General features: G+C 38.4%; 25 protein-coding genes and 1 pseudogene. 18 read left to right on the top strand and 8 right to left on the bottom strand.

Features of this window, described 5'->3' with window-relative positions; translation table 11 throughout:
• Nucleotides 1-10 precede the first annotated feature (10 nt).
• Complete coding sequence (locus OEZ61_RS00260; protein ID WP_171823641.1) at nucleotides 11-2,104, bottom strand: LTA synthase family protein; 2,094 nt, start codon at nucleotides 2,102-2,104, stop codon at nucleotides 11-13.
• A 219-nt stretch (nucleotides 2,105-2,323) separates the two neighbouring features.
• On the opposite strand from OEZ61_RS00260, the gene OEZ61_RS00255 reads away from it, so the two are divergent.
• Nucleotides 2,324-2,590 carry a hypothetical protein gene (locus tag OEZ61_RS00255; RefSeq protein ID WP_290046519.1) on the top strand — a complete coding sequence of 89 codons (267 nt, stop codon included), beginning with the start codon at nucleotides 2,324-2,326 and terminating at the stop codon, nucleotides 2,588-2,590.
• A gap of 61 nt (nucleotides 2,591-2,651) precedes the next feature.
• Entirely contained in the window at nucleotides 2,652-3,317 is a 666-nt protein-coding gene (locus OEZ61_RS00250) for a histidine phosphatase family protein (RefSeq protein WP_034534072.1), read from the top strand.
• Nucleotides 3,318-3,380: 63 nt separating this feature from the next.
• Here the strand turns inward: OEZ61_RS00250 and OEZ61_RS00245 are convergent, their stop codons facing one another.
• Nucleotides 3,381-3,848, bottom strand: coding sequence for an NlpC/P60 family protein (locus OEZ61_RS00245; protein ID WP_034534070.1), 468 nt, complete (start codon nucleotides 3,846-3,848; stop codon nucleotides 3,381-3,383).
• A 248-nt stretch (nucleotides 3,849-4,096) separates the two neighbouring features.
• Between OEZ61_RS00245 and OEZ61_RS00240 the strand changes: the two genes are divergently transcribed.
• The 7 genes from OEZ61_RS00240 to OEZ61_RS00210 all read left to right on the top strand — a co-directional run bounded on the left by OEZ61_RS00240 (nucleotide 4,097) and on the right by OEZ61_RS00210 (nucleotide 10,180).
• Nucleotides 4,097-4,549 (top strand): MerR family transcriptional regulator, encoded by a 453-nt coding sequence (locus tag OEZ61_RS00240; RefSeq protein WP_290046518.1) that lies wholly within the window; start codon nucleotides 4,097-4,099, stop codon nucleotides 4,547-4,549.
• On the top strand, nucleotides 4,549-5,226 hold the full coding sequence (locus OEZ61_RS00235) for a glucosaminidase domain-containing protein (RefSeq protein WP_290046516.1): 678 nt from the start codon (nucleotides 4,549-4,551) through the stop codon (nucleotides 5,224-5,226). Before OEZ61_RS00240 ends, OEZ61_RS00235 begins: the two co-directional genes overlap by 1 nt.
• 80 nt (nucleotides 5,227-5,306) lie before the next feature.
• Nucleotides 5,307-6,041, top strand: a complete 735-nt coding sequence (locus tag OEZ61_RS00230; RefSeq protein WP_034531009.1) for a TerC family protein — start codon at nucleotides 5,307-5,309, stop codon at nucleotides 6,039-6,041.
• Nucleotides 6,042-6,045: 4 nt separating this feature from the next.
• The gene (gene trxA / locus OEZ61_RS00225) at nucleotides 6,046-6,366 is read left to right on the top strand and encodes a thioredoxin (RefSeq protein WP_054449632.1); all 321 of its coding nucleotides are present in this window, start codon (nucleotides 6,046-6,048) and stop codon (nucleotides 6,364-6,366) included.
• Nucleotides 6,367-6,781: 415 nt separating this feature from the next.
• On the top strand, nucleotides 6,782-8,164 hold the full coding sequence (gene nhaC / locus OEZ61_RS00220; protein WP_290046514.1) for a Na+/H+ antiporter NhaC: 1,383 nt from the start codon (nucleotides 6,782-6,784) through the stop codon (nucleotides 8,162-8,164).
• A 507-nt stretch (nucleotides 8,165-8,671) separates the two neighbouring features.
• Nucleotides 8,672-9,154, top strand: a complete 483-nt coding sequence (locus tag OEZ61_RS00215) for a LysM peptidoglycan-binding domain-containing protein (protein WP_051592183.1) — start codon at nucleotides 8,672-8,674, stop codon at nucleotides 9,152-9,154.
• 378 nt (nucleotides 9,155-9,532) lie between these two features.
• Nucleotides 9,533-10,180 carry a LysM domain-containing protein gene (locus tag OEZ61_RS00210; RefSeq protein WP_239642218.1) on the top strand — a complete coding sequence of 216 codons (648 nt, stop codon included), beginning with the start codon at nucleotides 9,533-9,535 and terminating at the stop codon, nucleotides 10,178-10,180.
• 93 nt (nucleotides 10,181-10,273) lie between these two features.
• Here OEZ61_RS00210 and OEZ61_RS00205 read toward each other — a convergent pair.
• Nucleotides 10,274-10,423 (bottom strand): annotated as a pseudogene (locus OEZ61_RS00205) (IS3 family transposase); the annotation flags it as partial.
• Nucleotides 10,424-10,485: 62 nt separating this feature from the next.
• Nucleotides 10,486-10,923 carry a hypothetical protein gene (locus OEZ61_RS00200; RefSeq protein ID WP_290046513.1) on the bottom strand — a complete coding sequence of 146 codons (438 nt, stop codon included), beginning with the start codon at nucleotides 10,921-10,923 and terminating at the stop codon, nucleotides 10,486-10,488.
• Nucleotides 10,924-11,515: 592 nt separating this feature from the next.
• Between OEZ61_RS00200 and OEZ61_RS00195 the strand changes: the two genes are divergently transcribed.
• The 6 genes from OEZ61_RS00195 to OEZ61_RS00170 all read left to right on the top strand — a co-directional run bounded on the left by OEZ61_RS00195 (nucleotide 11,516) and on the right by OEZ61_RS00170 (nucleotide 19,702).
• On the top strand, nucleotides 11,516-12,454 hold the full coding sequence (locus OEZ61_RS00195) for an aspartate carbamoyltransferase catalytic subunit (RefSeq protein WP_248595913.1): 939 nt from the start codon (nucleotides 11,516-11,518) through the stop codon (nucleotides 12,452-12,454).
• Complete coding sequence (locus tag OEZ61_RS00190) at nucleotides 12,438-13,706, top strand: dihydroorotase (RefSeq protein ID WP_034534052.1); 1,269 nt, start codon at nucleotides 12,438-12,440, stop codon at nucleotides 13,704-13,706. Before OEZ61_RS00195 ends, OEZ61_RS00190 begins: the two co-directional genes overlap by 17 nt.
• Entirely contained in the window at nucleotides 13,707-14,786 is a 1,080-nt protein-coding gene (locus tag OEZ61_RS00185) for a carbamoyl phosphate synthase small subunit (RefSeq protein WP_034534050.1), read from the top strand.
• A gap of 1 nt (nucleotide 14,787) precedes the next feature.
• On the top strand, nucleotides 14,788-17,964 hold the full coding sequence (carB, locus tag OEZ61_RS00180) for a carbamoyl-phosphate synthase large subunit (protein WP_290046509.1): 3,177 nt from the start codon (nucleotides 14,788-14,790) through the stop codon (nucleotides 17,962-17,964).
• Nucleotides 17,965-17,975: 11 nt separating this feature from the next.
• The gene (locus tag OEZ61_RS00175) at nucleotides 17,976-18,920 is read left to right on the top strand and encodes a dihydroorotate oxidase (RefSeq protein ID WP_034534047.1); all 945 of its coding nucleotides are present in this window, start codon (nucleotides 17,976-17,978) and stop codon (nucleotides 18,918-18,920) included.
• 122 nt (nucleotides 18,921-19,042) lie between these two features.
• Complete coding sequence (locus OEZ61_RS00170) at nucleotides 19,043-19,702, top strand: class A sortase (protein WP_034534045.1); 660 nt, start codon at nucleotides 19,043-19,045, stop codon at nucleotides 19,700-19,702.
• Nucleotides 19,703-19,744: 42 nt separating this feature from the next.
• Here the strand turns inward: OEZ61_RS00170 and OEZ61_RS00165 are convergent, their stop codons facing one another.
• Nucleotides 19,745-20,710: a GMP reductase gene (locus tag OEZ61_RS00165; RefSeq protein WP_034535337.1), complete on the bottom strand. Its 966-nt coding sequence runs from the start codon at nucleotides 20,708-20,710 to the stop codon at nucleotides 19,745-19,747.
• 15 nt (nucleotides 20,711-20,725) lie between these two features.
• Nucleotides 20,726-22,018: an adenylosuccinate synthase gene (locus OEZ61_RS00160; protein ID WP_034530947.1), complete on the bottom strand. Its 1,293-nt coding sequence runs from the start codon at nucleotides 22,016-22,018 to the stop codon at nucleotides 20,726-20,728.
• A gap of 230 nt (nucleotides 22,019-22,248) precedes the next feature.
• Here OEZ61_RS00160 and purB point away from each other — a divergent pair, with 230 nt between their 5' ends.
• The 3 genes from purB to OEZ61_RS00145 all read left to right on the top strand — a co-directional run bounded on the left by purB (nucleotide 22,249) and on the right by OEZ61_RS00145 (nucleotide 24,963).
• The gene (gene purB / locus OEZ61_RS00155) at nucleotides 22,249-23,544 is read left to right on the top strand and encodes an adenylosuccinate lyase (RefSeq protein ID WP_034530946.1); all 1,296 of its coding nucleotides are present in this window, start codon (nucleotides 22,249-22,251) and stop codon (nucleotides 23,542-23,544) included.
• 82 nt (nucleotides 23,545-23,626) lie between these two features.
• Nucleotides 23,627-24,175, top strand: coding sequence for a hypothetical protein (locus OEZ61_RS00150; RefSeq protein ID WP_290046502.1), 549 nt, complete (start codon nucleotides 23,627-23,629; stop codon nucleotides 24,173-24,175).
• Nucleotides 24,176-24,270: 95 nt separating this feature from the next.
• The gene (locus OEZ61_RS00145; protein WP_041152805.1) at nucleotides 24,271-24,963 is read left to right on the top strand and encodes a hypothetical protein; all 693 of its coding nucleotides are present in this window, start codon (nucleotides 24,271-24,273) and stop codon (nucleotides 24,961-24,963) included.
• A gap of 45 nt (nucleotides 24,964-25,008) precedes the next feature.
• Here OEZ61_RS00145 and OEZ61_RS00140 read toward each other — a convergent pair whose 3' ends face one another.
• Both OEZ61_RS00140 and OEZ61_RS00135 read right to left on the bottom strand, forming a co-directional pair.
• On the bottom strand, nucleotides 25,009-25,947 hold the full coding sequence (locus tag OEZ61_RS00140) for an alpha/beta hydrolase (RefSeq protein ID WP_094750589.1): 939 nt from the start codon (nucleotides 25,945-25,947) through the stop codon (nucleotides 25,009-25,011).
• A gap of 20 nt (nucleotides 25,948-25,967) precedes the next feature.
• On the bottom strand, nucleotides 25,968-26,750 hold the full coding sequence (locus tag OEZ61_RS00135) for a tyrosine-protein phosphatase (protein ID WP_217304404.1): 783 nt from the start codon (nucleotides 26,748-26,750) through the stop codon (nucleotides 25,968-25,970).
• Between the last annotated feature and the right edge of the window lie 59 nt (nucleotides 26,751-26,809).

Raw genomic sequence — 26,809 nt, 5'->3', positions numbered from 1 at the left:
TCGTTTTCTTTTAGTTATCTTCGTTATTGTTCTTGGAGATCCGAGATGATCCACCTGAATGGTTTAATTCTGGTGCATCAGTCTTGTATAGGGATTGAGTAGATTTCTTCTTAAGTTTGTCGTACAAACTAGTAGACTTTTTACCTAATTCCGTTTCAGCTCCAAGTTCCTTTTGAAATCCATTTTGGTAATTGTAATCCTTAGGATTTACTGGAGTGAAACCGCTAGGGGTGTAAAAACGAAGTAAGTTTTGTTCGTTTAGTTCATCAGAGAATGATAACTCGGTGTTAACGCGAGCTTGCATCTTATTGAAAACTTTTCTTTGATGAGGGGTAGGGTGAATTACCTTACCGGTCTTGTTGCTGTAGATGGTACCACTGATGGATGTGTACTTAGTACTTACCCAATCACGGTTTCTAAATGCAACGACAGTATCATGTTTCTTGGAGAATAAGTCGGTCCCGAATTGAATGTATTGTTTTGTGTTGACACCTAAAAGGTGAAGTAGAGTAGGTAAAACATCAATTTCACCACCGTAGGTATTATCAATGTATCCCTTTTTCATGCCAGGAATGTTAAACATCAATGGAACACGTTGAAGTTGAGCGTTATCAAAGTCGGTCCAGTCATTAGGGTTCTTACCAAGTGCTCTGGCAAGACTTAAGTTTTCAGAGTTAGAAATACCATAGTGATCTCCATATAGCATGATGATTGATTTCTTCAACAAGCCTGATTTTTGTAGGTATGCGTAGAATTCTTGGATGGCTTGATCTAGGTAATGAGCAGTCTTGAAGTAGTTATCAACCTTGGTGTCACCGGTGTTAGTAGTCTTAAAGTTACTATCTTCGCTATCGATTGAGTAAGGGAAGTGGTTAGTAACAGTGATGTACTTAGCGTAGAAAGGTTGTTGTAATCTTTCAAGGTACTTAACGGAATCCCTGAATAATAGTTTATCCTTCAAACCATAACCAAGTGCTTTATCGCCGGAAGTATCATAGTAACTTTCGTCGAAGAAGTATTGGTAACCCATGTTCTTGTAAACATTGTTTCGGTTCCAGAAACTAGCAACGTTTCCGTGGAATACCGCTGAAGTGTATCCCTTATCTTGTTTCAAAATAGCAGGAGCTGCTTGGAAGACGTTGTCACTTCCAAATTGGGTAAACATTGACCCTTGAGGTAATCCATAGGTGCTGGTTTCTAGCATGTTTTCAGCATCAGATGTCTTTCCTTGTCCCACTTGATGGAAGAAGTTAGAAAAGGCAATCGTCGACTTACTATGGTAGAGACTGTTCAAGAATGGAGTTACTTCTTGGCCATTTACCTTCTTATCGATTAGGAATTGTTGGAAACTTTCCAAGTGAATGATGATTACGTTTTTACCCTTGGCTAATCCAAACATGGATCTTTCAGGAGCAGCGTAATGCTTGTTGATGAACTTTCTAACGTCATTCATTTCTGACTTGGTAGCCATTGCACGCAAGTCCTTAGTGTGTTGAGTTGAGATGGCGTCATAGACTGTAAATGAATCGACACCAAGATACTTAACGATGTATGTACGGTCGAAAGTTCTAGTTAGAAGTTGTGGTCTGGCCATTTCACCAAATGATAGGTTGGCGGTGAAGATTAACACAGCAACCGAAGTAATGGCGAATGCACCCTTACCACCGAACTTCTTGTTATCGATGCGAATTACTCTAAATAATAGTAGAAGTAATACTAAAACGATATCTAACCAGTAGAAGACATCATGTGGCATGGTAAGTGCTAGTGATGATCCGCTAAGTCCTTGGTTAACCTTTGAGTAACCGGTCATGGTACTTACTGTCATGAAGTCGGTAAATTCACGGTAATAAATAACGTTTAAATATAGTAGTAAAGTGTTTAACCCATCAATCAATAGAATGATAGGGTAAAATAATCGACTTGATTTAATGTACATTGCAAGTCCAAACAATAGCATGGTCGTTGCGATTGGATTAATGAATGCTATGAAGTATTCAAACGGATTTGCAAGTCCTAATTGGAAATCAGTGAAATATGCGTATATAGTTTTAGCCCAAAATAAAACAACTAGTAGAATGAAGAATCCTAACCTAGTGGACATTTTAGAGCGCAGATAATTTATCGCTTTCAAAATGAAGAGCTCCTTTGATATAATTCATATTTAATATTAACAGACCGAAGTCAAAAAGGCATGTTTTTTTCGTATCATAAAAGCATCACCACAATATGTGGCAAAATAAAAAATAGTAATCACCATATATAGTTGCAAAATTATACAAATGTTGTAAAATAAAGTTAAATCAGTAGGAGGATGACGGCATTGCGAAAAGGTAATACTAAAAAATTAAATGTTCAGTTAAGTGATGGACAAATAATTGAATTCATGCCAGAGATGGTCCATAGCGACTTGCTAGCTTTGACTAGTAACCAAGAGATTATCAATCGTACTGAAAGATTAATCTTAGTCCAATTGAGTTCCTACACTATCATTAAACTACACGAACTACAAATGATAATTTATAAGACGCTAGATAAATTGCGCTACCACAAGATTGCGTCTAAATACTATAATACTGAATTAAGTTAGGCAGAATGTTGTCTAACTTTTTTTATTAGTGATATTCTATTATTACCAGTTTAAAAAGGGGATGAATGTTATCACATTTAATCTATACGTTGTCCGTCACGGACAAACATACTTTAACGTTTACAATCGATTACAAGGGTGGACTGATGCACCTTTAACCGATAAGGGTATATCAGGTGCTGAGAAAACTGCAGAGAAATTAGCTAATATGCATTTCACAGCTGCTTACTGTAGCGATACTACCAGAGCTATGAAAACTGCAAAGATTATTTTAGATAAAAACACCGCTGATTCAGTAAAAGAACCAACTGTATCTAGTTATCTTAGAGGAGAATTTTATGGTTATTATGAAGGAAGCGATTTAGAACAATCATGGTATGCAGCTGGTGCTCCACACGGATTACCAACATTTAAGGATATTGTATCTAAGTATTCTTTGGGGAAGGCTATGGATTTTTTAAAAGAAGCCGATCCTTTCCATCAAGCTGAAAGCAACGAAGAATACTGGAAACGTTGGGACCAAGGACTAGACCTAATCAGAAACGATAAGAACATTCATGATGGCGATAATGTCCTATTAATTAGTCACGCTAATGCGGTATTAAGTTTGGTCGAACGTTTCGGTGAAGGAAAATACGACGTCACTGAACCACCTGCCAATGGTAGTCTAACTAAGCTACAAGTTTCAGATGATCAAGTCAAGATTACAGATTACAACGTTCAATAAGAAAATATTAAAAAAGACGATTACATTTAGTAATCGTCTTTTTTTGGATTTTAAGAGATTAAATTAAGCTACTCGACCGTAAGCTACTACGTGCCACCATGGAGCATGGATGCTTTCACGGATAACGCCACGGTTTTGAGCGTCAATCATCTTACCGCCACCGATGTACATACCAACGTGGTAAATGCTCTTCTTTGATGAACCGATAAATACTAGATCACCTTTTTTAAGGTGCTTCTTACCAACTTTTTTAGAGTAGTGGTATTGTTGTTGTGCAGTTCTAGGTAAGTTAACACCTAGACCGTGTCTGTATATGTATTTTGTAAAACCAGAACAGTCAAAAGTACGTGAACCTTGTGAGCCGTAAACGTAACGGTCACCTAGTTTTGACTTAGCAACACGATATACTGAAGTAAATTGGGTATTAGTATCAGCATGGGCAGTGTTGTTGTTACTTGCAGCGGCACCTGCAAATAGTAGTGAAGTAAACGCGGCTGCGGTTATAGCAATTTTAGTAATCATTTTTTTCATCTCTCAAAATCCTCTCTCTTATAAAAAAATCTCTCTCGTTTTTTCTCTATCTCAATATATTTCATATGATAAGGGATTAATATTTCAAGAATGTAACAAAGTAATTTCAAATTAATTAAAACTTTGCAATTTTAATGTAATCTTTATAATTATAGTGTTTAATATTTACTGTACCCAATTAAAGTAATGAAAGGGTTCCAAATTTGTGGTAAATTTATTATGTAGATTACACGAAAGGAACCGTTGAAATGTCGGGCTTAAAGAAATTATTTCCCCAAAAAATCGACCTTAATCGTCTAATTTTTAAAATCGGGGAAGTCAGCAAGATGATGGACGTGTCAACACGTCAACTTCGTTACTGGGAACAAAAAGGTTACATTACCTCAATTAGGGACGATAAGAGTAGATCTCGCGTTTTTAATATGGAAAACTTAAATAAAGTAACATTAATTAAGCATTACTTAGATAAGGGATTCACCCTTACAGCTGCCAACGAGACAGCTTCTGAAAATATTGCTAAAATGCGCTATCTAAGAAGGTTCATGATGAATGCTTTTGAAGATGTTGAGACAATCGATGGTCAACCAGTTGTTAATCTGGGTTACTTTAATAAGGAAAAAACTTCCATATTATATGCCTCAGTTGATGAGAATGACGAAATAAAATATCGTGTTGTCGATATAAAAAAGAAGGATAAATGATGAGAAAACAGAAAATGAGTTTAACTAAGAAAATTGTCTGGTTAGTTGTTATTGTGATTGTGTTATTTGGTGGATACAAAGTTGCAAAACAAATTCACAGTACAATCAGAGAAAACCAAATTCAAAAATCTGATCAACAAAGAATTGAAGATGCACAAGAAGAAGCAGCAAAGAAACGTCATGAGTTTGCTGAAACAATTGCTAAACCAGCTGTTCAGGTATGGAATAAACAACACGTTGTATTACCAAGTGTTGTGGTTGCCCAAGCTATTCAAGAATCTAACTGGGGACAATCAGAACTATACAAGAAGGCATACAACATCTTCGGTGTGAAGGGAACATACAAGGGACAATCAATCCAATACTACACTGATGAATACGTAAGTAACGATACACCAGTAGGTAAGGGTGTTAAGGTTGTCCGCGAAGGTGACAAGAAGAAGATTTCAATTCCTGCTACCTTCAGAAAGTATCCCAGCGTCTATGATGCGGTTGAAAACCACAGTACTGTTACAGCTCTTAACTTCATTAAGCAAAAGAACGTGATGAGCTATGAAGAACAAGCTAAGATGCTTCAAAAGAATGGGTACGCAACTGATCCTAACTACGCAAAGAACTTAATTGCATTAATCAAACAATATAATTTATCTAAGTACGATGATCAAATTAGTAAATAATAAAATTTAATAGTTAAAACTATATTTTCAAAAATTTATCTTATATAATAGTAGAAAAATAGAAGAGGAGACTTTAGGTGATACCATTATTAAGTAAATTATATGGTCCGTTTTTTGATTTGAATAACTGGCATAACGTAATTTTTTCTGAGGATGCATGGATTGTTATCCTATCCCTAGTGCTAATTGAATGTTTACTGTCAGTTGATAATGCGGTGGTGCTAGCCACGCAAGCTCAAGTTTTACCAACTAAAAAAGAACAGGAAGAATCATTATTTTATGGTCTTTGGGGTTCTTACATCTTTAGATTTATCATTATTGGATTAGGGGTATTCCTAATTCATATTTGGGAATTAAAGGTTGTTGGTGGATTATATCTTTTCTACTTAGTCTATGCGCACTTCGCTCATTCTGACAAACAGAAAAAATCCATGTTCAAGCAATCTGCCAACGAATCCAATCGGAAGCGTTTTTGGATGACAGTATTACAAATTGAATTTATGGATATTGTCTTCTCCGTTGATTCCGTGCTAGCCGCTCTAGCAATTTCTGAGAATCCAGTAATTGTTTTATTGGGTGGGTTAATTGGAATTCTATGTATGAGAGGAATCGCCGAAGTCATCATGTTAGTGATGAAGAAGGTACCAGAGTTAAAGACAATGGCATACTTCTTAATCGCAGTGATTGCTTTGAAGCTAATCCTTTCAATCCCAATGATTGATATTGAAATTGAACCACTTCACTTTGGTTTAATTGTATTGGTTACATTCATCGTAACCTTCATCATTCATTTTATTCGCAAAGCAAAGAGGTAATAAAATGGCAACAACAATTACAAGGGAAAACCTTGCACAAGAAACAGATAACAAAATGACTGTCATCGACTTTTGGGCACCATGGTGTGGTCCATGTAAGATTATGGATCCAGTGCTTGAAGCAATGGAAGAGGAATTCGGGGACCGCATTCACTTTGGTAAGATGGACGTCGACAATAATGAAGACGTGGCAAAACAATACAAGGTGATGGGACTACCAAGCATCGTTTTATTCAAAAATGGTAAGGCAGTCGAAAAGGTGACTGGAGTATATCCAAAGGAAAAGATGGCGCATTATCTAAACCGTAAACTTGAAGAAATATAAATTTTAGTTGACGGATTAAATCTGTAGTGCTAATCTTAATTTAATCAAATAAAGCAAAACAATTATTCCAAATTAAGTAACGAATTAGCTGGGTGTCAGGAAGTCGGTGGTTGCTGCGAACCGATCAGGCTAATCTCGATGAAATACATTGGATAGTGTCTACCCAAGAACGGTAACTAGAGTCGTTATTTCTAGAGAGTGAGTGACCACTATGTGTGGTTACTAATTTGGGTGGTACCACGGTAAAAAATACAAATAAGTCGTCCCTGTTGTTTTAGACAACAGGGACTTTTTTTATGGAAAGAAGACGAAAAGATGATAATTGCTAACTGCGGAGGATTAATCCGATATCAAAATGAATAAAAGACTACATATATTATAGAATAAAAATTACGTTATTTTGAGGAGAGATATTATGCAAGAAGAAAAGAAACCGACAGTCACTCTGGCTGAGGGAATTATTATTTTAATTGTAATGATGGCAATTATGTCATTCGGTGTTATTGGTTTAGGGATTTCACCAGAAGTGCCAATCCTAACAGGAATTATGCTTTTGGTATTCTGGGGTCGTTTTAAAGGTTTCAAATGGGATGACATCGACGAAGGATTCGTCACTGGAATCAAAAATGGAATTGTTCCATTATTTATCTTCCTATTAATTGGTTCATTAATTGGTGTTTGGATCGCCTCAGGGGTTATTCCTTCACTAATGGTTTTTGGTTTCCACTTGATTAATATCAATTGGTTCTTACCATCAATCTTTCTAGTATGTGCCTTAGTTGGTACATTCATCGGTAGTGCGTTTACTGTTATCTCTACTTTAGGGATTGCCTTTATGGGAATCGGTATCACGATGGGGATGAACCCAGCAATGATTGCCGGTGCCGTTATCTCAGGTGCGGTCTTCGGTGATAAGTCATCACCACTATCAGCAACTGTTAACTTAGCCGCTGCTGTATCAGGTGCTGACTTGATTGCTCATATCAAGAATTTGATGTGGTCAACAATTCCTGCCATGATTGGTTCATTCATCATCTTCGTGTTCTTAAACCACAGTGATGGTAAAGCCAACTTAGCAAACGTCGACAAGACAGTAAACGTATTGAACAGTAACTTCCACATTTCATTCTTATCAATTATTCCAATCGCACTACTACTTATCTGTGCATGGAGTCACATTCCAACAATTCCTACATTATTCATTAACATCATGGTTTCAATCGGATTAATGGGAATTCAAGATCATAAGCTTTCACTACTAAAGATTAACGACCTAATCACTAGTGGATTCGTATCAAAGACTGGCAACAAGTCAGTTGACCTTCTTCTATCAAGAGGGGGTATCAGTTCAATGATGGGGACTCTAGCATTAATCATGATTGCCTTAGCCTTTGGTGGACTATTGATGCACCTAGGAATCATCGATGCCGTTGTGCAACCACTTACTAAGCATCTAAACAGCGATGCTAAGTTAATCATCGCCGTAATTTTCACTGCCATCGGGGTAAACGTATTCGTTGGTGAACAATTCCTATCAGAAATTCTACCTGCCAACGCATTTAAGAAGGTCTTCCACCAAGCTGGATTAGCACCAGTAGCACTAAGTCGTGCGATTGAAGATGGTGGTACCGTAATTAACTACTTGATTCCATGGGGTGTTGCCGGAGCATTTATTTCAGCAACATTAGGTGTTCCAGCAAGTCACTTTGCTCCATTCCTATTCCTAAGTATCTTGTCTCCAGTGTTCTCAATTCTAAGTGCAGTCACAGGAGTTGCTATTAAACATAATAAAGATTAACTAATGTTTAGAATAATTTAATGCTATTAAGAAAAAGTTAAAAAGCCTATCATAAAGCGATTTGTAGTAGGCTTTTTGTTTGCGATTTTTACGTTGCACATCACTTTAAATGAAACATATTTGAGTAGTTTTGAAAAAAATTTGAAATTTTTTTGCGAAAATTGATCAAAAATTGCCTATATATTGTACACGATTATTAAAACCAGAAAGCCGATTTATTAGTCATTGTGTTCATTTATATTTCAATAAGTTACATTAATGTTACTATGTTACAAAACGAACGATGAATGTAACGTTTGTGTAATGGTTGTGTAATGTTAAGTGGATAGAATATGCATTCGTTGTTGAATGACAACCAACGCAATTTTTTATTTTTTAATTTTATATAGGAGTGTTTCAGTTATTAGATATAAATTTCATGTTTTATTTTTTGTAATCGCAATCTCGTTCGCGGGATTACTTTCTATTTACCGAAATGCTACTGTAGATACCAATGCGAATACAGTAGTGACTGTGAAGTCTGGCGATACACTAGAAAACTTGTCAGATAAGTACAATGTTTTCATGTCTGTTTTGGAGCATGCTAACGGCAAGTATAGTGATGATGATTTATTAGCTGGTGATCAAATCGTGGTTCCAGATAATAATAATGATGCAAAAGACGACAAGAAGGTTCAAAAGCAACACTCGACTAAGTCAAACAAACATCATTCTACTTCTAAGAAACAAAATCAATCACAATACAATGCTCAATCAGAATGGAACAAAGCAAATGCCGAAGCAAAGGCATGGATTTCTTTCCATGAATCTACCAATTCATACTCGGCTCAAAATGGTCGTTACTATGGTAGATATCAATTAGATAGTAGTTACCTTGATGGTGATTACTCACCAGCTAATCAAGAACGTGTCGCAGAACAATATGTTGCTAATCGATATGGTTCTTGGGTCAACGCCAAACAACATTGGGTTGCCAATAACTGGTATTAAAAAAGAGACGTTGAAAGTTTTACTTTCAACGCTTTTTTTTATAGATTTTTTGATTCATTTGAGCATTGCAAGGCTTATTTTAAATTTTTTAGCACACTTTTTTGCCAAATTAGAAACAATTTTAGAATAATTTAAGCTGTATGTAACGTTTAAAAAGCTTTAACCACGGGGAATGTGGCGTTTTTGATGTCATATTGTTACAGCGTAACGACAATGTTACGAAAAAGCCAAAACTTTTAACGTGCATGATATGGTCATGTAATGGATACGATGTAGTATATATCACAGTTAATCAAATCGATTAACACTTTCGACGATACAGAAATACAGAATTATAGATTTTTATAGGAGTGAATTATTATCGTTAAATTAAATAGTATGAAGTCAATGTTATTTGCTACTGCCGCAGTAGCTGGATTATTTGTAGCTGGTGGCGCAAATGCCAACGCAGATCAAACTGCTAATGCATCTGCACAACAACCACAACAACAAGCTAAAGCATCAGTTAAGAAGACTGTGACTGTTCAAAGTGGTGATACTCTATGGGGATTATCACAAAAATACAACGTTTCATTAAGTTCACTTAGAGCAGTTAACAATCGTGTTAACACAGATTTAATCTATGTAGGTGAAAAGATAACTTTACCTTCAAGTGCAACTGTATCTACTGATCAAAAGACTGTTGCCTCAGCAACAACTGCTCAAAGTACTACTAACCAACAATCAGTAGCACAACCACAACAACAAGCACAAACTCAAAGCACAACTAATTACAGCCAATCACAAAGCTCAAGCTACACTGGATCAAGCAGTTATGCTAAAGAATGGATTGCTAACCGTGAATCTGGTGGTTCATACACTGCCTCAAACGGTCAATACTATGGTAAGTACCAACTAGGTGCTGCTATGCTACACGGTGACTACTCAGCTGCTAACCAGGAAAGAGTTGCTGATCAATATGTTGCTGCCCGTTACGGTTCATGGGATAACGCTAAGTCATTTTGGTTACAACACGGTTGGTACTAAGATCTTAGCCGATTTATTCAATCTATATTTATATCTACAAAAAGACGCCTTTTGATGTGCACCCAAAAGTTGTACATTATTATATTGTTTTTCCTAGGCGGAAAGTTTCCGGTATTGAACCGGTGACTTTCCGCCTAGTTTTGTTTTAATACGATGATTATTGTAATAATCAATCCATATTTTCATTGAAGAAATCAAATCTTCTTTAAAGTCATAATGACAGTCCATGATTTCAGCTTTCATATTTATATTTAGACACAAAAAACACCCCAAAGTTTGTAAAAAACTTTGGGGTGCAGTGCACTTTATTGGCGTCTTTTTTTGTCGGTTATTTCTTCACCAATTTTTACTAATTCATACCACGAAATGATTGTTAAAATAATTAGTGGTAGTTCAATGCAATAAATAAAAGCTAAGATAATATTAGCATTGGTAAAACTAGTATTATCATCCATGATTTTAATTCCACCATATATAATGGAAATGACCGTAAAGGAATTTTTGAGCATTTCTAAAATAACCTTAGGTAAAAAATATTTAGCTCGAAAACTATTTAGATTAGGATTGTTTGTTTGGGTGTGGCGATAATAAAATATGGTTATGATGATTGAAAAAAATAGTAAAAGAATAATGACAAATGATAAAGATGATGTAATGTAATAATCAATAATTGATATTTTTGGATGAAAGAAGCTTAAAAAATTAAATGTTCCTAGACATGCAAGCTGAGCAAAAATAATCATATCTATAGAAATGATTAACATCTGTTCGCCATTTCTCACTCTTACTATGATAAGAAATAATAACGGTACGCATATTGAAGAATAAAAAAGGTTAAACAGTTGTGATATATGGCCAAATAATGCACCTACTATTATTAGGGACGCCACTAAAGATATTTTTAATATAAATATTGTGGTAAATTTTGTTCTGAGAGATGGTTTCATCTAATCACTTCCAAATTATAAAGTTATTTATTTACTGTCATTATACAAACAAAATGTCATGATAATTGAGATATTAGTAATCTTAAGAATGTTTTTAAAATTTGACTTGTTATATTTCACAATTGTGATATATTAGAAACAACATAAAAAGAGATTTGCCTTTAAGTATTGACCAGAGAGTCAGACAAGGCCTATGCGTAGAAACTATACGCCATCAGTGTAAACAACAGACATTGAGGGACTTTTCTGACACGGTCAGGGAAGTCCTTTTTTATTATCTTGGTTTCAATTAAGCAACTCCAGAGAGGGTGCATTGGAATATTACGCAATCAGTCCATTCCAAGCACCCACTCCATCGAGTTGGGTGCTTTTTTAGGAGGATGGATACATGCAAACACATTTTTTAGATCTTAATCTGCTAGACGATGACGAAATCATGGAACTACTCAAGTTAGCCATTGATTACCGAGACGGCAAGGTTGTGCAACTAAAACGTCCGGTATACTTCGCTAACATGTTTTATGAAAACAGTACGCGTACCCACACATCGTTTGAAATGGCTGAACGTAAGTTAGGAATCACCCCAATTAATATCGATCCGAAGAATAGTTCAGTACAAAAAGGTGAAACGCTACCGGATACAATCAAAACGCTACAAGCAATTGGAACCGATGGGGTAATCATCAGACATAAGACGACAGGATGGTATGAACCACTAATCGATGATGAAAGAATTCAGACATCATTGGTAAACGCCGGGGATGGTAGTGGTCAACACCCATCACAGAGCTTGTTAGATTTACTTACCATCTACGATGAATTCAAGAAGTTTAAGGGTTTAAAGATTGCCATCGTCGGAGACTTACTTCACTCAAGAGTCGCAAGGTCGAACGCTGAAATTCTAAAACGACTTGGAACAAAGTTATACTTCGCTGGACCAGATGAATGGTACCCAAGCGATTTTGACCAATTTGGTGAGTTCACCAACATCGACACTATTGTCGGTAAAGTTGATGTCATGATGATGCTGAGGGTGCAACTAGAAAGATTAAATGAAGATGCCCGTGAAAGTTTCACTGCCGTCGAATACGCCAACATCTTTGGCCTAACCGTAGAACGCGGCAACAAGATGAAGGAAAAAGCCATTATTATGCATCCGGCACCGGTTAATCGAAACATTGAAATTGCCGATTCTCTTGTGGAAGCCCCACAATCTAGAATTTTTCGACAGATGCAAAACGGGGTTTTTGCCAGAATGGCTATTCTAACATCAATCCTAAAGAGTAAAGACTTAATTGTGGAGGACGATTATGAAGACATTAATTAAAAACGTATATGTAGACAATCAATTACAATCCATCCTAATTGAAGATAAAAAAATCAAGGCCATCGGAACCAACCTAGGAGAAAAGTTCAATCAAGTGATTGACGGAAACGGAGCGACTGTACTACCCGGACTGGTAGACGTTCACGTCCACTTTAGAGATCCAGGACTAACATACAAGGAAACCACAGAGACCGGAAGTAAGGCCGCTGCACACGGTGGATTTACTAGCGTCTGTGTGATGCCAAACGTCAAACCGGTTGTGGACACTCCACACGAGTTACGAGAACAATTAAGTCTAAACCAACGCGAGAGTGTGGTGCATGCCTACCAATACGCTGCCATCTCCAAACAACTAATCGCATACAAGCCAACTGACTTTACACAAATGGCCAAGATGGGTGCCATTGCATTTACCAACGACGGGCATGGGGTTCAAAACGCTGAAACAATGTATCTTGCAATGAAGGAAGCACAAAAATTAAATAAACCACTAGTTGCCCACGTCGAAGACGACTCGTTAATTAACGGTGGGGTGATGAATGCGGGTGACAAGGCTGACGAACTTGGCTTGCCAGGGATGTCACCACTATCAGAATCATCACAACTAGCTAGAGACCTAGTCTTAGCCAAGGATACTGGAGTGCACTACCATGTTGCTCATATCTCCACTAAGGAATCAGTGGAACTTGTTAGAAGGGCTAAACAACGTGGAATTAACGTGACTGCCGAAGTTTCACCACATCATTTATTATTGGATGATTCAATGATTAACAGTGATAATCCAATGATGAAGATGAACCCACCACTAAGAAGCCCAGAAGATAGACATGCACTAATCGCCGGACTATTGGACGGCACAATCGACATGGTAGCAACCGACCATGCTCCACACAGCGAAAAGGAAAAATCGGGATCGATGAGAGACGCGGCTTTTGGAATTGTTGGAATTGAAACAGCATTCAGCTTAATGTACACCAGCTTTGTTAAGTCAGGATTGGTTGACTTAAAGACATTGGTTAAATGGATGAGCAAGAATCCTGCTGAAATTTTTCATTTACCAGCGGGAAGGTTAGAAGAGGGGCAAACAGCTGACTTAACCTTGATGGCTTTAGATGATGAATATGAAATCGATGCTAATGACTTCTTCTCAAAAGGTAAGAACTCGCCATTCATTGGTAAAAAGGTATATGGCAAGACAAGACTAACATTAGTTGACGGCGACATTGCATATCAAGATGGGAGCGTGGAATAGATGCAATCACGGTACTTAGTATTAAAGAATGGATCAACTTACGAAGGAATTGGCTTTGGTTCCAAGAAGGTAGTTCATGGTGAATTGGTTTTCTCGACGGGAATGACTGGTTACCAAGAAAGTATGACCGATGCAAGTTATGATGGGCAGATGTTAGTGTTTACCTACCCACTAATCGGAAACTATGGTGTTAACAGAGACGACATGGAAAGTTTGCATCCATCCGTTGCAGCTATCATAGTAAATGAAATCGCTAGATTGGTTGGTAACTGGCGTAGCAACATGACGCTAACTCAATACGCTGAACTAGAAGACCTTCCTGGAATTTCACAAATCGATACCAGAGCACTAACCCAAGAATTACGCGACGAAGGTTCGATGGAAGCTGTCATCGTCGATGATTTAAAACCAGAAACCATCAAATCAGCATTCGACCAACCACTAGAAAGCACCTCCGCACAAAACGCTTCAACTAGCAGCGTCTACCAAGCACCTAACACTGGTTTGCGTGTCGCATTAATCGACTTTGGACTAAAGGATTCCATCCTACGTTCACTAGCGAAACGTAATCTAAACGTGACCGTCTTCCCATCCACCAGCACTGCAGAAGAAATTCTATCCAGTCATCCAGATGGCATCCTATTATCAAACGGACCTGGAGACCCAAAAGAACTAGAATACGTTCTACCAGTCATCCGTCAACTAGAAGAACAACTACCCATCCTAGGAATTTGTCTAGGACACCAACTATTTGCCTTGGCAAACGGCGCTAACACCTACAAGATGAAGTTTGGTCACCGTGGTTTCAACCACGCGATTGCAGAAGCGGGGAAGGAACAAACTTACTTCACTTCACAAAACCACGGATACGCGGTCGACGCTAAATCAATTCCATCAACTGACCTAGAAATTACCCAAACAGAAATCAACGACGGAACTGTTGAAGGAGTGCGTTTGAAGAATCGACCGGCATTCTCAGTCCAATATCACCCAGATGCATCACCTGGACCACACGATGCTGAATACGTCTTTGACGACTTTGTAAAAGCAATGCAAGATAACCAGAAAGCGGGGATTTAAGATGGAAAAACGAACTGACATTAATAAGATTTTAGTAATTGGATCCGGCCCAATCATCATCGGGCAAGCTGCTGAATTCGACTACTCAGGCTCACAAGCTTGTCTAGCCTTGAAGGAAGAAGGATACGAAGTTATCCTAATCAACTCCAATCCGGCGACTATCATGACTGACACTACCATCGCCGACAAAATTTTCGTTGAACCAATCACATTGGAATTCATCAGTAAAATCATCCGCCAGGAATTACCCGATGCCATCTTACCAACATTGGGTGGGCAAACTGGTTTGAACATGGCCAAAGAACTAGCCGACAGTAACATCCTAGACGAATACAACGTCGAACTACTGGGTACCAAGCTAGACGCCATCGAAGAAGCTGAAGATAGACTTCTTTTTAAAAACCTAATGAAAGAAATCGGTGAACCAGTTCCCGAATCAAAGACCGTCGAAAACATGGCAGACGCGATTGCTTTCGCCAAAGAAATCGGATTCCCACTAGTCATTCGTCCCGCCTACACACTTGGTGGAACCGGTGGTGGATTCGCACACAACATGGCCGAATTCGAAGAAATCATGGAAAACGGATTACGCCTATCACCAATCAGTCAAGTCCTAGTGGAACGCTCAATCGCTGGATACAAGGAAATCGAAATGGAAGTAATGCGAGACCAAATCGATAACGCCATGATTGTCTGCTCAATGGAAAACGTCGATCCAGTCGGGGTCCACACCGGAGACTCAATCGTCGCCGCGCCGGTCCAAACATTATCTGACCGCGAATACGAAATGCTACGTGACGCCGCATTAAAGATTATCAGAGCCCTTCACATCGAAGGGGGATGTAACGTGCAAATGGCACTAAGTCCAACTTCAATGAAGTACTACATCATCGAAGTGAACCCCCGTGTCTCACGTTCATCTGCGCTAGCTTCAAAAGCGACCGGATACCCAATCGCCAAGATTGCCGCCAAGATTGCAGTTGGTATCAATCTAAACGAAATCAAAAACCCGGTAACACAAATCACACTAGCGCAATTCGAACCAGCATTGGATTACGTTGTAACCAAGATTCCGCGCTGGCCCTTCGATAAGTTCCCACAAGCAGATAACCATCTAGGAACTCAAATGAAAGCTACTGGTGAAGTCATGGCCATCGGTCGAAACTTCGAAGAATCTTTATTAAAGTCAGTTCGTTCTTTGGAAATCGACCAACGCTACTTTGACCCAGCCGAATACGAAAATGTCGACACCGCCGACATGCTTCAAGCGATTGAAGCCCCAACTGACGATCGACTATTCATGATTGCCGAATTAATCAGAAGAGGGGCTACCATTGAACAAATCAACGCCCGCACTCAAATCAATTTATTCTTCCTAGATAAAATCCAACACATTGTTGAAATTGAAACAGAGTTAGCAACCGACCAATCACTTTCAATGTTGAAGATGGCCAAACGTTACGGTTTCTCAGACGAATGGATTGCTAAAATTTGGAATACAGATGAAAATTCAGTTCGTCAAATTCGTAAAGATAACCAAATCACACCAGTTTACAAGATGGTAGATACATCTGCTGGTGAAATAAAAGCCGCAACTCCATATTTCTACAGCACGTGGGGCCAACACAGTGAATCAGAAGTATCTGGTCAGAAGTCAGTCCTAGTACTAGGTTCGGGTCCAATTAGAATCGGTCAAGGAGTCGAATTCGATTACGCTACAGTTCACGGTGTGCAAACCCTACAACAATTGGGTTATGAAGCCATCATTATGAATTCCAATCCAGAAACAGTTTCAACCGACTTCTCAATGTCAGACAAGCTATATTTTGAACCGCTAACTATTGAAGATGTGCTAAATGTTATCGATATTGAAAAACCGGAAGGAGTTATCGTCCAATTCGGGGGTCAAACTGCTATCAACTTGGCGGAACCACTTCAAGAAGCAGGGGTTAAGGTGTTAGGAACAACTGTAGAAGACATTAATCGAGCCGAAGATCGTCATGATTTCGACCAAGTTATCAAGCAATTAAAACTACCGCAACCACAAGGTGATACCGCTACAAACATCGATGAAGCCATAAAAATTGCCAATGAAATTGGTTACCCAGTCATGATTAGACCATCATATGTGTTAGGTGGAAAGGCGATGGAAATCGTCCACGACGATGATGAGCTACATCGCTACATGACCAAAGCGGTTCATGCATCAAATGACCATCCCGTTCTAATTGACCAATACTTATTAGGATCAGAAGCCGAAGTTGATGTCGTATCAGACGGTGAAACTGTTGTTATTCCTGGAATTCTTGAACATATCGAGAGAGCCGGGATTCATTCTGGTGACTCAATGGGGGTATACCCACCACAAATCATGTCTAAAACTGTCCAAGACCAAATTGAAACGGCAGCGGTGGAATTGGCCAAGGCATTAAACACCAAGGGATTAATGAACGTTCAATTCGTTATTAAGGATGACGTGTCCTATGTCATCGAAGTTAATCCAAGAGCATCAAGAACGGTTCCATTCATGTCAAAGGTTGCCCACGTCCCAATGGCTGACCTAGCCACCCGAATCATGGCCGGGGAAAAACTATCAGACCTTGGATACAAGTCAGGGGTGGTTACACCAGCTAGACGTATTAGTGTGAAATTACCTGTGTTTAGTTTCTCCAAACTACCACTAGTCGATAACACGTTAGGACCTGAAATGAAGTCCACAGGTGAAGCAATGGGTTCAGATACAAGTTACGCTAAAGCATTGTACAAGTCATTCATCGCATCTGGAATTACTATTCCAACATCAGGGAATGTCTTATTCACTGTCTGTGATGAAGATAAGCAAGAAGCATTAGATTTAGCCAAGCGTTTCAGAAGATTAGGGTTCCAAATTAAAGCAACTGAAAATACGCATCGCTTTTTCCAAGAAAATGGTTTAGACAACGCCTTAATCCACAAGTTCTCAGAAGACGATGATAATAACCCGGTCAGCGAATTAAATAAGCAACATCTAAAACTAGTCGTTAACACTATCGACTCAACGGAAGCGACTTTCGACGATGAAGCACAAATCAGGGCTGCAGCGATTGAAAATGCAGTGCCTTTGTTCACAGCATTAGACACTGTCGCATCATTGTTAACAGTACTAGAAGATCAAACACTAACCGTCAATGCACTTTAGGAGGAATTCAAATGTCAGTAGACTTATCAGCACAAATCGCCAACATGTCAGTAAAGAACCTATTTTTAAACGCGTCAGGAATTCATTGTCAAACAGAGCAGGAACTAGATGAATTGATGAACGAATCAGTATCAGGAGCAATGGTAACCAAGAGTATGACTCCCAAGAGTCGTTTTGGAAATCCGCTTCCCCGTTACTACCGTATGGAAAATGGCTCTATTAACTCAATGGGGCTACCTAACCAAGGGTTCGATTACTACATTGATTACTTGAAGAATCATGAACAAAAAAAACCAATCATAGTTTCAGTGGCGGGGATGTCAAAGCAAGAAGATTTGGAGATGCTACACCAACTTCAAGATAACGACGACTACCAAGGTTTGACCGAGTTGAACCTATCCTGTCCAAACGTGATTGGCAAACCACAAATGGCCTATGATTTTGCAGCTGCTGATGACTTACTGCATGAGGTATTTAGTTTCTATAAGAAACCATTAGGAATTAAGTTACCGCCATACTTTGACCTAGTTCATTTTGACATGATTTCTGAAGTATTGAACAAGTATCCACTAAGTCACGTTAATACGATCAACTCTGTCGGAAATGGTCTGTGGGTTGATACCAATTCTGAAACGGTTGTATTAAAGCCAAAGGGCGGCTTTGGAGGTGTCGGAGGATCGATGGTATTACCAACAGCTTTAGCCAATGTCCGTGGATTACGACAACGTCTAAACGACGACATTAAGATTATCGGTACCGGTGGAGTTACCAATGGACGAGACGCATTTGCCCACATCTTATGTGGTGCAGAAATGGTTTCAATTGGTACTCAATTATATGAAGAAGGTCTACGAACTTTTGAACGAGTAACAAGAGAGTTAACTGACATTATGGAGGCTAAAGGATATACATCACTAGATGATTTCCGAGGCCAATTAAAGATAATTGAAGACTAAATAAAAAAGGCTGGAAATCCAGTCTTTTTTATTTAAGAATTGGTAATGGTTGCGCCTTATATAACGAAATTTGGATTTTTTGTGGTACGATAAAAATATAAAATAACTAGTGAGGAATCATCATGAAAAAGAAGTTATATACAGCTACATGGGTGTTATTACTTGTGGTTGGAATTTTCTTAGTCAGCCTACCATTTCTAGAAAATTCAGCTATTCAACATTTGACTAACAGTGAAATGAATGGAAAAATCGCTCAACAAGATAAGAGCAAAAATGCTAATTTTGACTTTTCAAAGATTGAAAGTGTTAGTGCTTCATCAATCTCAAAGGCCATCTTTAGTCACAAACACACAATGATTGGAAAAATTTCCATTCCATCTGTTTCAATTAACCTACCTGTTTACTATGGTTTGGATAACGAAGAATTATTGTCTGGTGTCGGTACTATGAAACCTAACCAACAACTGGGTAAGGGTAATTATGCGATTGCAGGACACCACATGAACAATGAAAAGATTTTGTTTGGTCCATTACACAAGGTGGTTGAAGGGGATGCTATTTACATCACCAACGGGAAAAAGGTATACAAGTATGAAGTCAGCTCAGTCTCTGTGATTGATCAATACGATACCCAATACATCACTAAGAAGTACAAGAAACCAACATTAACTTTGATTACCTGTGCTAGTGGTACACCGAATGAACCAAACCGTACAATGGTAAGGGCTAAACTAAGCTCAATTACTGATTTAACGGATAAGACAGCTAAATACTTTAAGTAAAAAAAGACCAACTCGGATGAGTTGGTCTTTTTACATATAATCTTATGATTCATCAATGCTGTCTAGTAGGACGTAGTTAACTTTACGTAGTGACATTAAGTCTTTTCCACCAGCATATGAGATTGATGATTGTAGATCTTCTTTCATTTCTAGAAGGGTGTCTTCAATGTTTCCCTTAAATGGGATTAACAATTGACGACCTTCAACGTTGTGGTGTTCACCTTTTTGTTTGGCAGAAGCTGAACCCCAGTATTGTTTGAATTTCTTACCATTCTTTTCAACGATTTCACCAGGTGATTCAACGTGGCCAGCGAAAACTGAACCAATCATCATCATGGTTGCACCGAAACGAATTGACTTAGCAAGATCACCGTTAGTACGGATACCACCGTCGGCAATCATTGGCTTAGTAGCAGCTTTTGAGCACCACTTAAGTGCTGAAAGTTGCCAACCACCAGTACCGAAACCAGTCTTGTACTTAGTGATGCATGCCTTACCAGGTCCAATTCCAATCTTAGTAGCATCGGCGCCGGCATTTTCGATTTCACGAACAGCGTCAGGTGTACCTAAGTTACCAACTATTAGGAAGGTTTCTGGGATTTCTTTTTTGATGTATTTAATCATCTTGATAACGAAGTCTGAGTGACCATGAGCCACATCAATAGTGGTGTATTCAGGAACGGCGTTAGCAGCTTTTAATTCGTCGATAAATTCGTATTCATCATCTTTGATACCAACACTAATTGAAGCAAATAAACCTTTCTTGTGCATGCTTTGAACAAATTCTAGACGTTGTTCCGGTTGGAATCTGTGCATTACATAAAAGTAATCATGTTGAGCCATCCAAGTAGCTAAGTTTTCGTCCATGACTGTTTCCATGTTTGCGGGAACAACGGGTAATTGGAATTTATGTGGGCCGAATTGAACTGAAGTATCAGCTTCACTACGGCTCTTAATGATACATTTTTCAGGTAATAGTTGAACATTGTGGTAATCAAAAGTTCTCATTATAATGACCTCACTTTATTTATGATCTTCCCATACGTTTTTCAAAATGTTTGTAGATTCACGGTCTGGACCGACAGCGAAGGTGCATAGTTCAACGTCAGTTAGTTCAGCAACGCGGTTTAGATAATTTTGTGCATTGGCGGGTAGTTCTTCGACAGTTTTGCACTTTGTGATATCTTCTGACCAACCAGGTAGGTCTTCAAAGACAGGTTCGCACTTGTCTAAGAAGTCTAGGTTAGCAGGGTAGTATTTGATTAATTCACCATTGTATTTGTAGCCAGTACAGATACGAACGGTTTCAAAACCAGATAATACATCTAAACAGTTAAGTGATAGATGGGTGATACCAGAAGTACGAACGGCGTGTTGTAGGACAACGGCATCTAACCAACCAATACGGCGAGGACGCTTAGTAACAACACCATATTCATGAGCAACTTCACGAATACGATCAGCACGTTCATCAAATAATTCAGTTGGGAAAGGACCGTCACCAACACGTGAGGTGTATGCCTTACATACACCAACAACAGAGTTGATACGGTTAGGGCCAATTCCTGTACCAGTAGCCGCATTTCCGGCGGTAGGGTTAGATGAAGTAACGTATGGATAAGTTCCATGGTCGATATCTAACATTGCGCCCTGTGCACCTTCAAATAGTACTTTTTTGTCGTTATCTAACGCTTCGTTAATTAGTAGAGAAGTGTCAGTAACGAATGGTGCAATCTTTTTAGCGTATGCGCTGTACTTAGTGAATATTTCATCGAAGTCAAAACCAGGTTGGTAATATAGTTTTTCTAGGATGTTATTTTTAATGCTTAATGCTTGGTGTAACTTGTCAGCAAAGGTATGTTCGTCAATTAAGTCGGCGATACGAATACCAATACGTTCTAGTTTATCCATGTAAGCCGGTCCGATTCCCTTATGGGTGGTACCTAATTTATGTTCTTTTTGTTCTTCTTGTAATTTATCAAACAAGATGTGGTATGGCATGATTACTTGGGCTCTGTTTGAGATACGTAGTCCAGAATAATCAAAACCATTTTCTTCTAAGTAGTCCATTTCAGAAATTAAGGTTTCTGGATTAACTACAACTCCGTTTCCGATGATGCTTAGTTTATCGGAATAAAAGATTCCAGATGGAATTAAACGGCAGTGAAATTCCTTGTTGTCAATAACGATGGTATGGCCGGCGTTGTCTCCGCCAGAATATCTTACGATCATATCAGCATCTTGACTTAGAAAGTCGGTAATTTTACCCTTTCCTTCGTCGCCCCATTGGCTACCTATAATAACGATTGATGACATCAAGTTCACCTCATATATTTCATTAAGTATTGAGGAGCGTGTTTCAACACTCCACGAAAGATTTTACCATGATGGAAAAATTAATCAAGAACTATTTGTACAAATGAGAAAATAATGTTCGGAAAAAAGATGAAAAACGAACAATAAGTATAATTAATTTTAATATAATAGTGAAAAAACGAATTTTGTATGTTAATATTAAAGCAAGATATTCGAAAGGATGGATTGTGATGATTGATCGTTATACCAGACCGGAAATGGGCAATGTATGGTCTAAATATAATCAATACGCCTCATGGCTAGCTGTGGAGGTTGCTGTTGACGAAGCTTGGGCGAAGTTAGGAGAAATTCCAGCAGAAGATTTAGCTAAGATTCAAAAGAATGCTACATTCGATGAAAAGGAAATTGAAGAAATTGAAAAGACTACCCATCATGATGTCGTAGCATTTACTCGTGATGTTTCAAGATACTTGGGCGATGAAAGTAAATGGATTCACTTTGGTATGACCAGTACAGATATCGTGGATACTGCGCAAGGTTATCGCTTGAAACAGGCCAATGCGATTATTCGAAAGGATATCGAAGAAATTATCGAAACTATCGGTAACAAAGCACTTAAGTACAAGGATACTGTTATCATGGGTAGAACCCACGGTGTTCAAGCTGAACCAACTACATTTGGTTTGAAGTTACTTCGTTGGTATGAAGAAATGAAACGTAACTTGGAACGTTTTAACATTGCATCTAAGGATGTTGAAGCTGGTAAGATTTCCGGTGCCGTTGGTACTTTTGCGAATGTCGATCCATACGTTGAACAATATGTGTGTGATAAATTAGGTATTCGTGCTCAATCAGTTGCCAGTCAAGTCCTACCTCGTGATTTACATGCAAATTACATTGCATGTTTGGGTGTAATTGCAACTAGTCTAGAAGAATTTGCAACCGAAGTTCGTGGTTTACAACGTTCAGAAATTCATGAAGTTGAAGAACATTTTGCTAAAGGCCAAAAGGGTTCTTCAGCAATGCCACATAAGAGAAATCCGATTGGATCAGAAAATATCTGTGGTTTAGCACGTGTTATGAGAGGCCACGTTGTGACAGCGATGGAAAACGTCGCATTATGGCATGAACGAGACATCTCTCACTCATCAGCAGAACGTGTTATTTTGCCAGATTCTACTATCTTAATTGATTATATGTTGCATCGTTTTAACAACATTGTTCGTGACTTAGATGTATTCGAAGACAGAATGTTAAGTAATCTAAATATCACAAATGGTCTAATCTACTCACAACGTGTGATGTTGAAATTAGTTGAAGCGGGAATGACTAGAGAAGCTGCTTATGACACAGTTCAACCACTTACTGCAATTGCTTGGGATGAAAACAAGCAGTTCAAGCCATTAGTTGAAGCAAGCGAAACAATTAACGAAAAACTTTCAAAAGAAGACATTGATGATGCCTTTGATTATCACTATCACATCCGCCACGTCGATGAAATTTTCAAACGTTGTGGTTTAATGTAAAACAAAAAGAGTTGGCAATCCGTCAGCTCTTTTTTTGTGTAATTTTTTAAAATCAGTTAGAATGAAATATAGGTGATATATAATGAATAAAAAATTTCAAATGACAAAAGAAGGATGGATATTTGCTGTCCTATTCTTCTTATTTACGGTTTATTACAGTTTCAGTAAAGCCCACTTTGCTCACTGGGGCAGTGTGAAAGTGACATTCTTTTTAGTTAATTGGTCAACATTATTGAGTTCATTAATTTATGCAGTGATCTTGGTATTGTTCTATCTAGTATGTACTTTGCTACCATCACGTCGCATTGTGGCCTTGCCAACAATTATTACATTATTACTAGCTGGACAAGAATTAGCACTTGCTTACTACACACTTCCAGTTGGTGATATTTTAGGTGGACTAGTACTATTGATTGGTACTTTGACCATCCTATACATGGCATACATCAACGCCAAGATTAGTTTTAACATCATCGATTCAATCGTCGATGCGGATGAAGGAAATTACTTCAAGCGTTGGTTTAACCGTGTGAAAGTGAGTCTAGCATACGATTGGAAACCACTAGTGATTTCAATTGTTATCTACATGATTATTAACGCGTCAATGCTAATGACATTAACATTTAAGTAAGAGTCAGCCAGGTCGGCTGACTTTTTTATTTTACATATACGTACCCATTAGATGTTTTTAATGGTAATATTAAATGAATAAAGGGGGAGTTTCAAATGTTCAAGAAAACATTATACATAATCGGATTGGCTGCGCTGGTCTCATTAGTATTAGTGGGGTGTGGTAAGAGCCAAGATTCAAGCCAATCAAGCAAGACAAACGGCGCAGGTCCAACTTCAAAGAAGGTTGCTGCTTCATCAACTACTTCTACCAGTTCAAGTAGTATGAGCAGTACATCAGGTAGCAATCAAACTAATGCACAAAGTTTAGACGATAAGACAATCGGATTATTAGCTTATGAATGGGTTCAAGATGAACAAGCAAAAGCTGAAGGCAAAAAGACTAATACCGACTTATATTCTCGCTATACAACCGTTATAAAGAGTAAGGTTAATGGTAATGATGATGGAAATGAGGAGGATTATTTCCTTAGCAGAATGTGCTACAACGGTCAAAATTCACAAAGTTCCAAATATAATCCCAAGAATTACAGTAGCCTAAACTTTAACGGTGATGGAGTAGCTGATATTTCATACAGTGTTCAAGGTTCAAATGTTAACATTAAATATACTGATTCAGCTCATCTAGGCAATAGATCTGAAGCTGAAGCTCCAAAAGCAAATAGTACTGTAAGCATTGACTCTTTAGTTAAGACCTACTACAGTACTCCCGCTCAAAAACAACATGTTAATAATTTTGGTAACTCGATCTTAACTGAAGATGAATGGAACAAACAATATAATAAATAAAATGACTAAATAAAAAAGACCCAGCGAAAGCTGAGTCTTTTTTATTTAGTCAAAGTATGTGTGCAAGAAGTCTTTGACGCGCTTCTTGTATGCGACTGGGTTGACCCAGAAGCTTTCTTCATGACCTGCACCGGGCACAATCCATAGTTGCTTTGGACCGTTTGATGCGGCGTAGTTTTCATAAGACATGTAAGTTGGCACGTAGATGTCGCTGTCCCCGTGAATGAATAGGGTAGGCAAATCGTTTTTCTTCAATGCTTCAGTACATGAGGCATTGTGCAAACGATATCCAACTTTGTACCAGTTAATCGCGCTAACCAATGGTTCGATTGGGTAAGGAGGTAAGTGGTATAAATCCTTTAGTAAGTAGTTGAATTCGTCACCAACATTGGTGTATCCGCAATCAGCGATGATTGCCTTTACTTGTTTTGGTAAGTCCTCACCACTTAGCATTGTGACAATTCCGGCTCCCATACTGATACCAAACATTAGGATTTCAGCATCGTCACCGACTTTTTCGAGGACTAGCTTAATCCAACGAAGGTAGTCGATGCGGTCCTTCCATCCATAGCTTACGTATTTACCATCACTATCACCGTGGGCACGATCGTCAGGAGCTAGGACGTTAAAACCTAGTTCGTGGTACATCTTAATGAAGTTTGCCATTGTCTCACGGTTACATCCAACTCCGTGGGCCATGATGATTGTTTTCTTTGTTTCTTCCTTTGCAGGAACATATGAAGCAATCATTTTTTCGCCTGTGTCGACTTCGTTTAACACCCATTCTTCCTTTGGAATAGCGTGGAACCAATCGACATAACGGTAGTATGCGTATGCAAAACGTAATTGGCTAGTTTGTGGGACAGGTTCGTCGTCCTTTCTGCTCATACCTAGTTTAAATAGGTAGTTACTGAACATAAAAGCTCCTGCCCCAACTGCAGTAGACATTACACCTAAAGCAGCAGCAGCTTTTTTAAATCCCATAAAAATCACTCCAATGTTATTTAGTCTGTAAGATAAATATCCTTTAATTTAGCAATATCTGCGTCAGATAGGCCAATAAATTCGTGCAAGAAGTTATTGATATTACCATATTTTTCTTTAATGGTAGCCATCGCAGCATCGAAGTATGATTCATCAACAGTGTATAAGTCGTGTAGGTTTTGACGAAGTTCGTCAGTCATACCGTACTTGCTGTATTGATCAATTTTTACTTGAATGAATGGTTTCATTGCTTCTTTTGATAATAGGTAATCTTTTTTGATGGTTTCTTCATCAACGCCTAAAGCGAATAAGAAGAACGCAGCAGATAGACCAGTACGGTCCTTTCCTTGCGCGCAATGGAATAGTACGGCACCGTCGCCAGTGTTAGCTAATAAGGTCTTGAAAAGATTTTTAAAAGCCTTTTGTGCGGATGGACTAGTTACCATTGATTGGTATGAATTAATCATATTTTGTTTGCCACGATTGGCATCATCCATGTACTGTTCAGCGTATTGCTGTTCAGTCTTGTCGTGACCGCTGTTGAAGACAGGGTTAGCGATAAGCTTAATCTTGCTTGATTTTTTATCAGGTGCCTTTGTTCTTTCTGTGTCAGATCTTAAGTCGACATCGAAATTAATGCCATAGTCTTCTAAAAAGGCTAAATCTGAATCTGATAGTTCAGCAAGATCACCTGAGCGCAGGACTTTATTCCATTTTACAAAACGGCCATCTTTGGTTTGGTATCCACCAAGTTCACGGAAGTTATAGCCGTTTTTAATGTCTAATAATCGTTGTTGTGACAAAATTCATACCTCCCATATTAACGCAAATATTATTTATTATATTGTAAAAGAAAATAGCC

The sequence above is a fragment of the Apilactobacillus sp. EABW-1NA genome (assembly GCF_030398685.1).
In the GTDB taxonomy this organism is placed as follows: Bacteria; Bacillota; Bacilli; order Lactobacillales; family Lactobacillaceae; genus Apilactobacillus; species Apilactobacillus waqarii.
The sequence above is the reverse complement of the archived record's forward strand: the minus strand, read 5'-3'. Positions and strand labels throughout refer to the sequence as shown.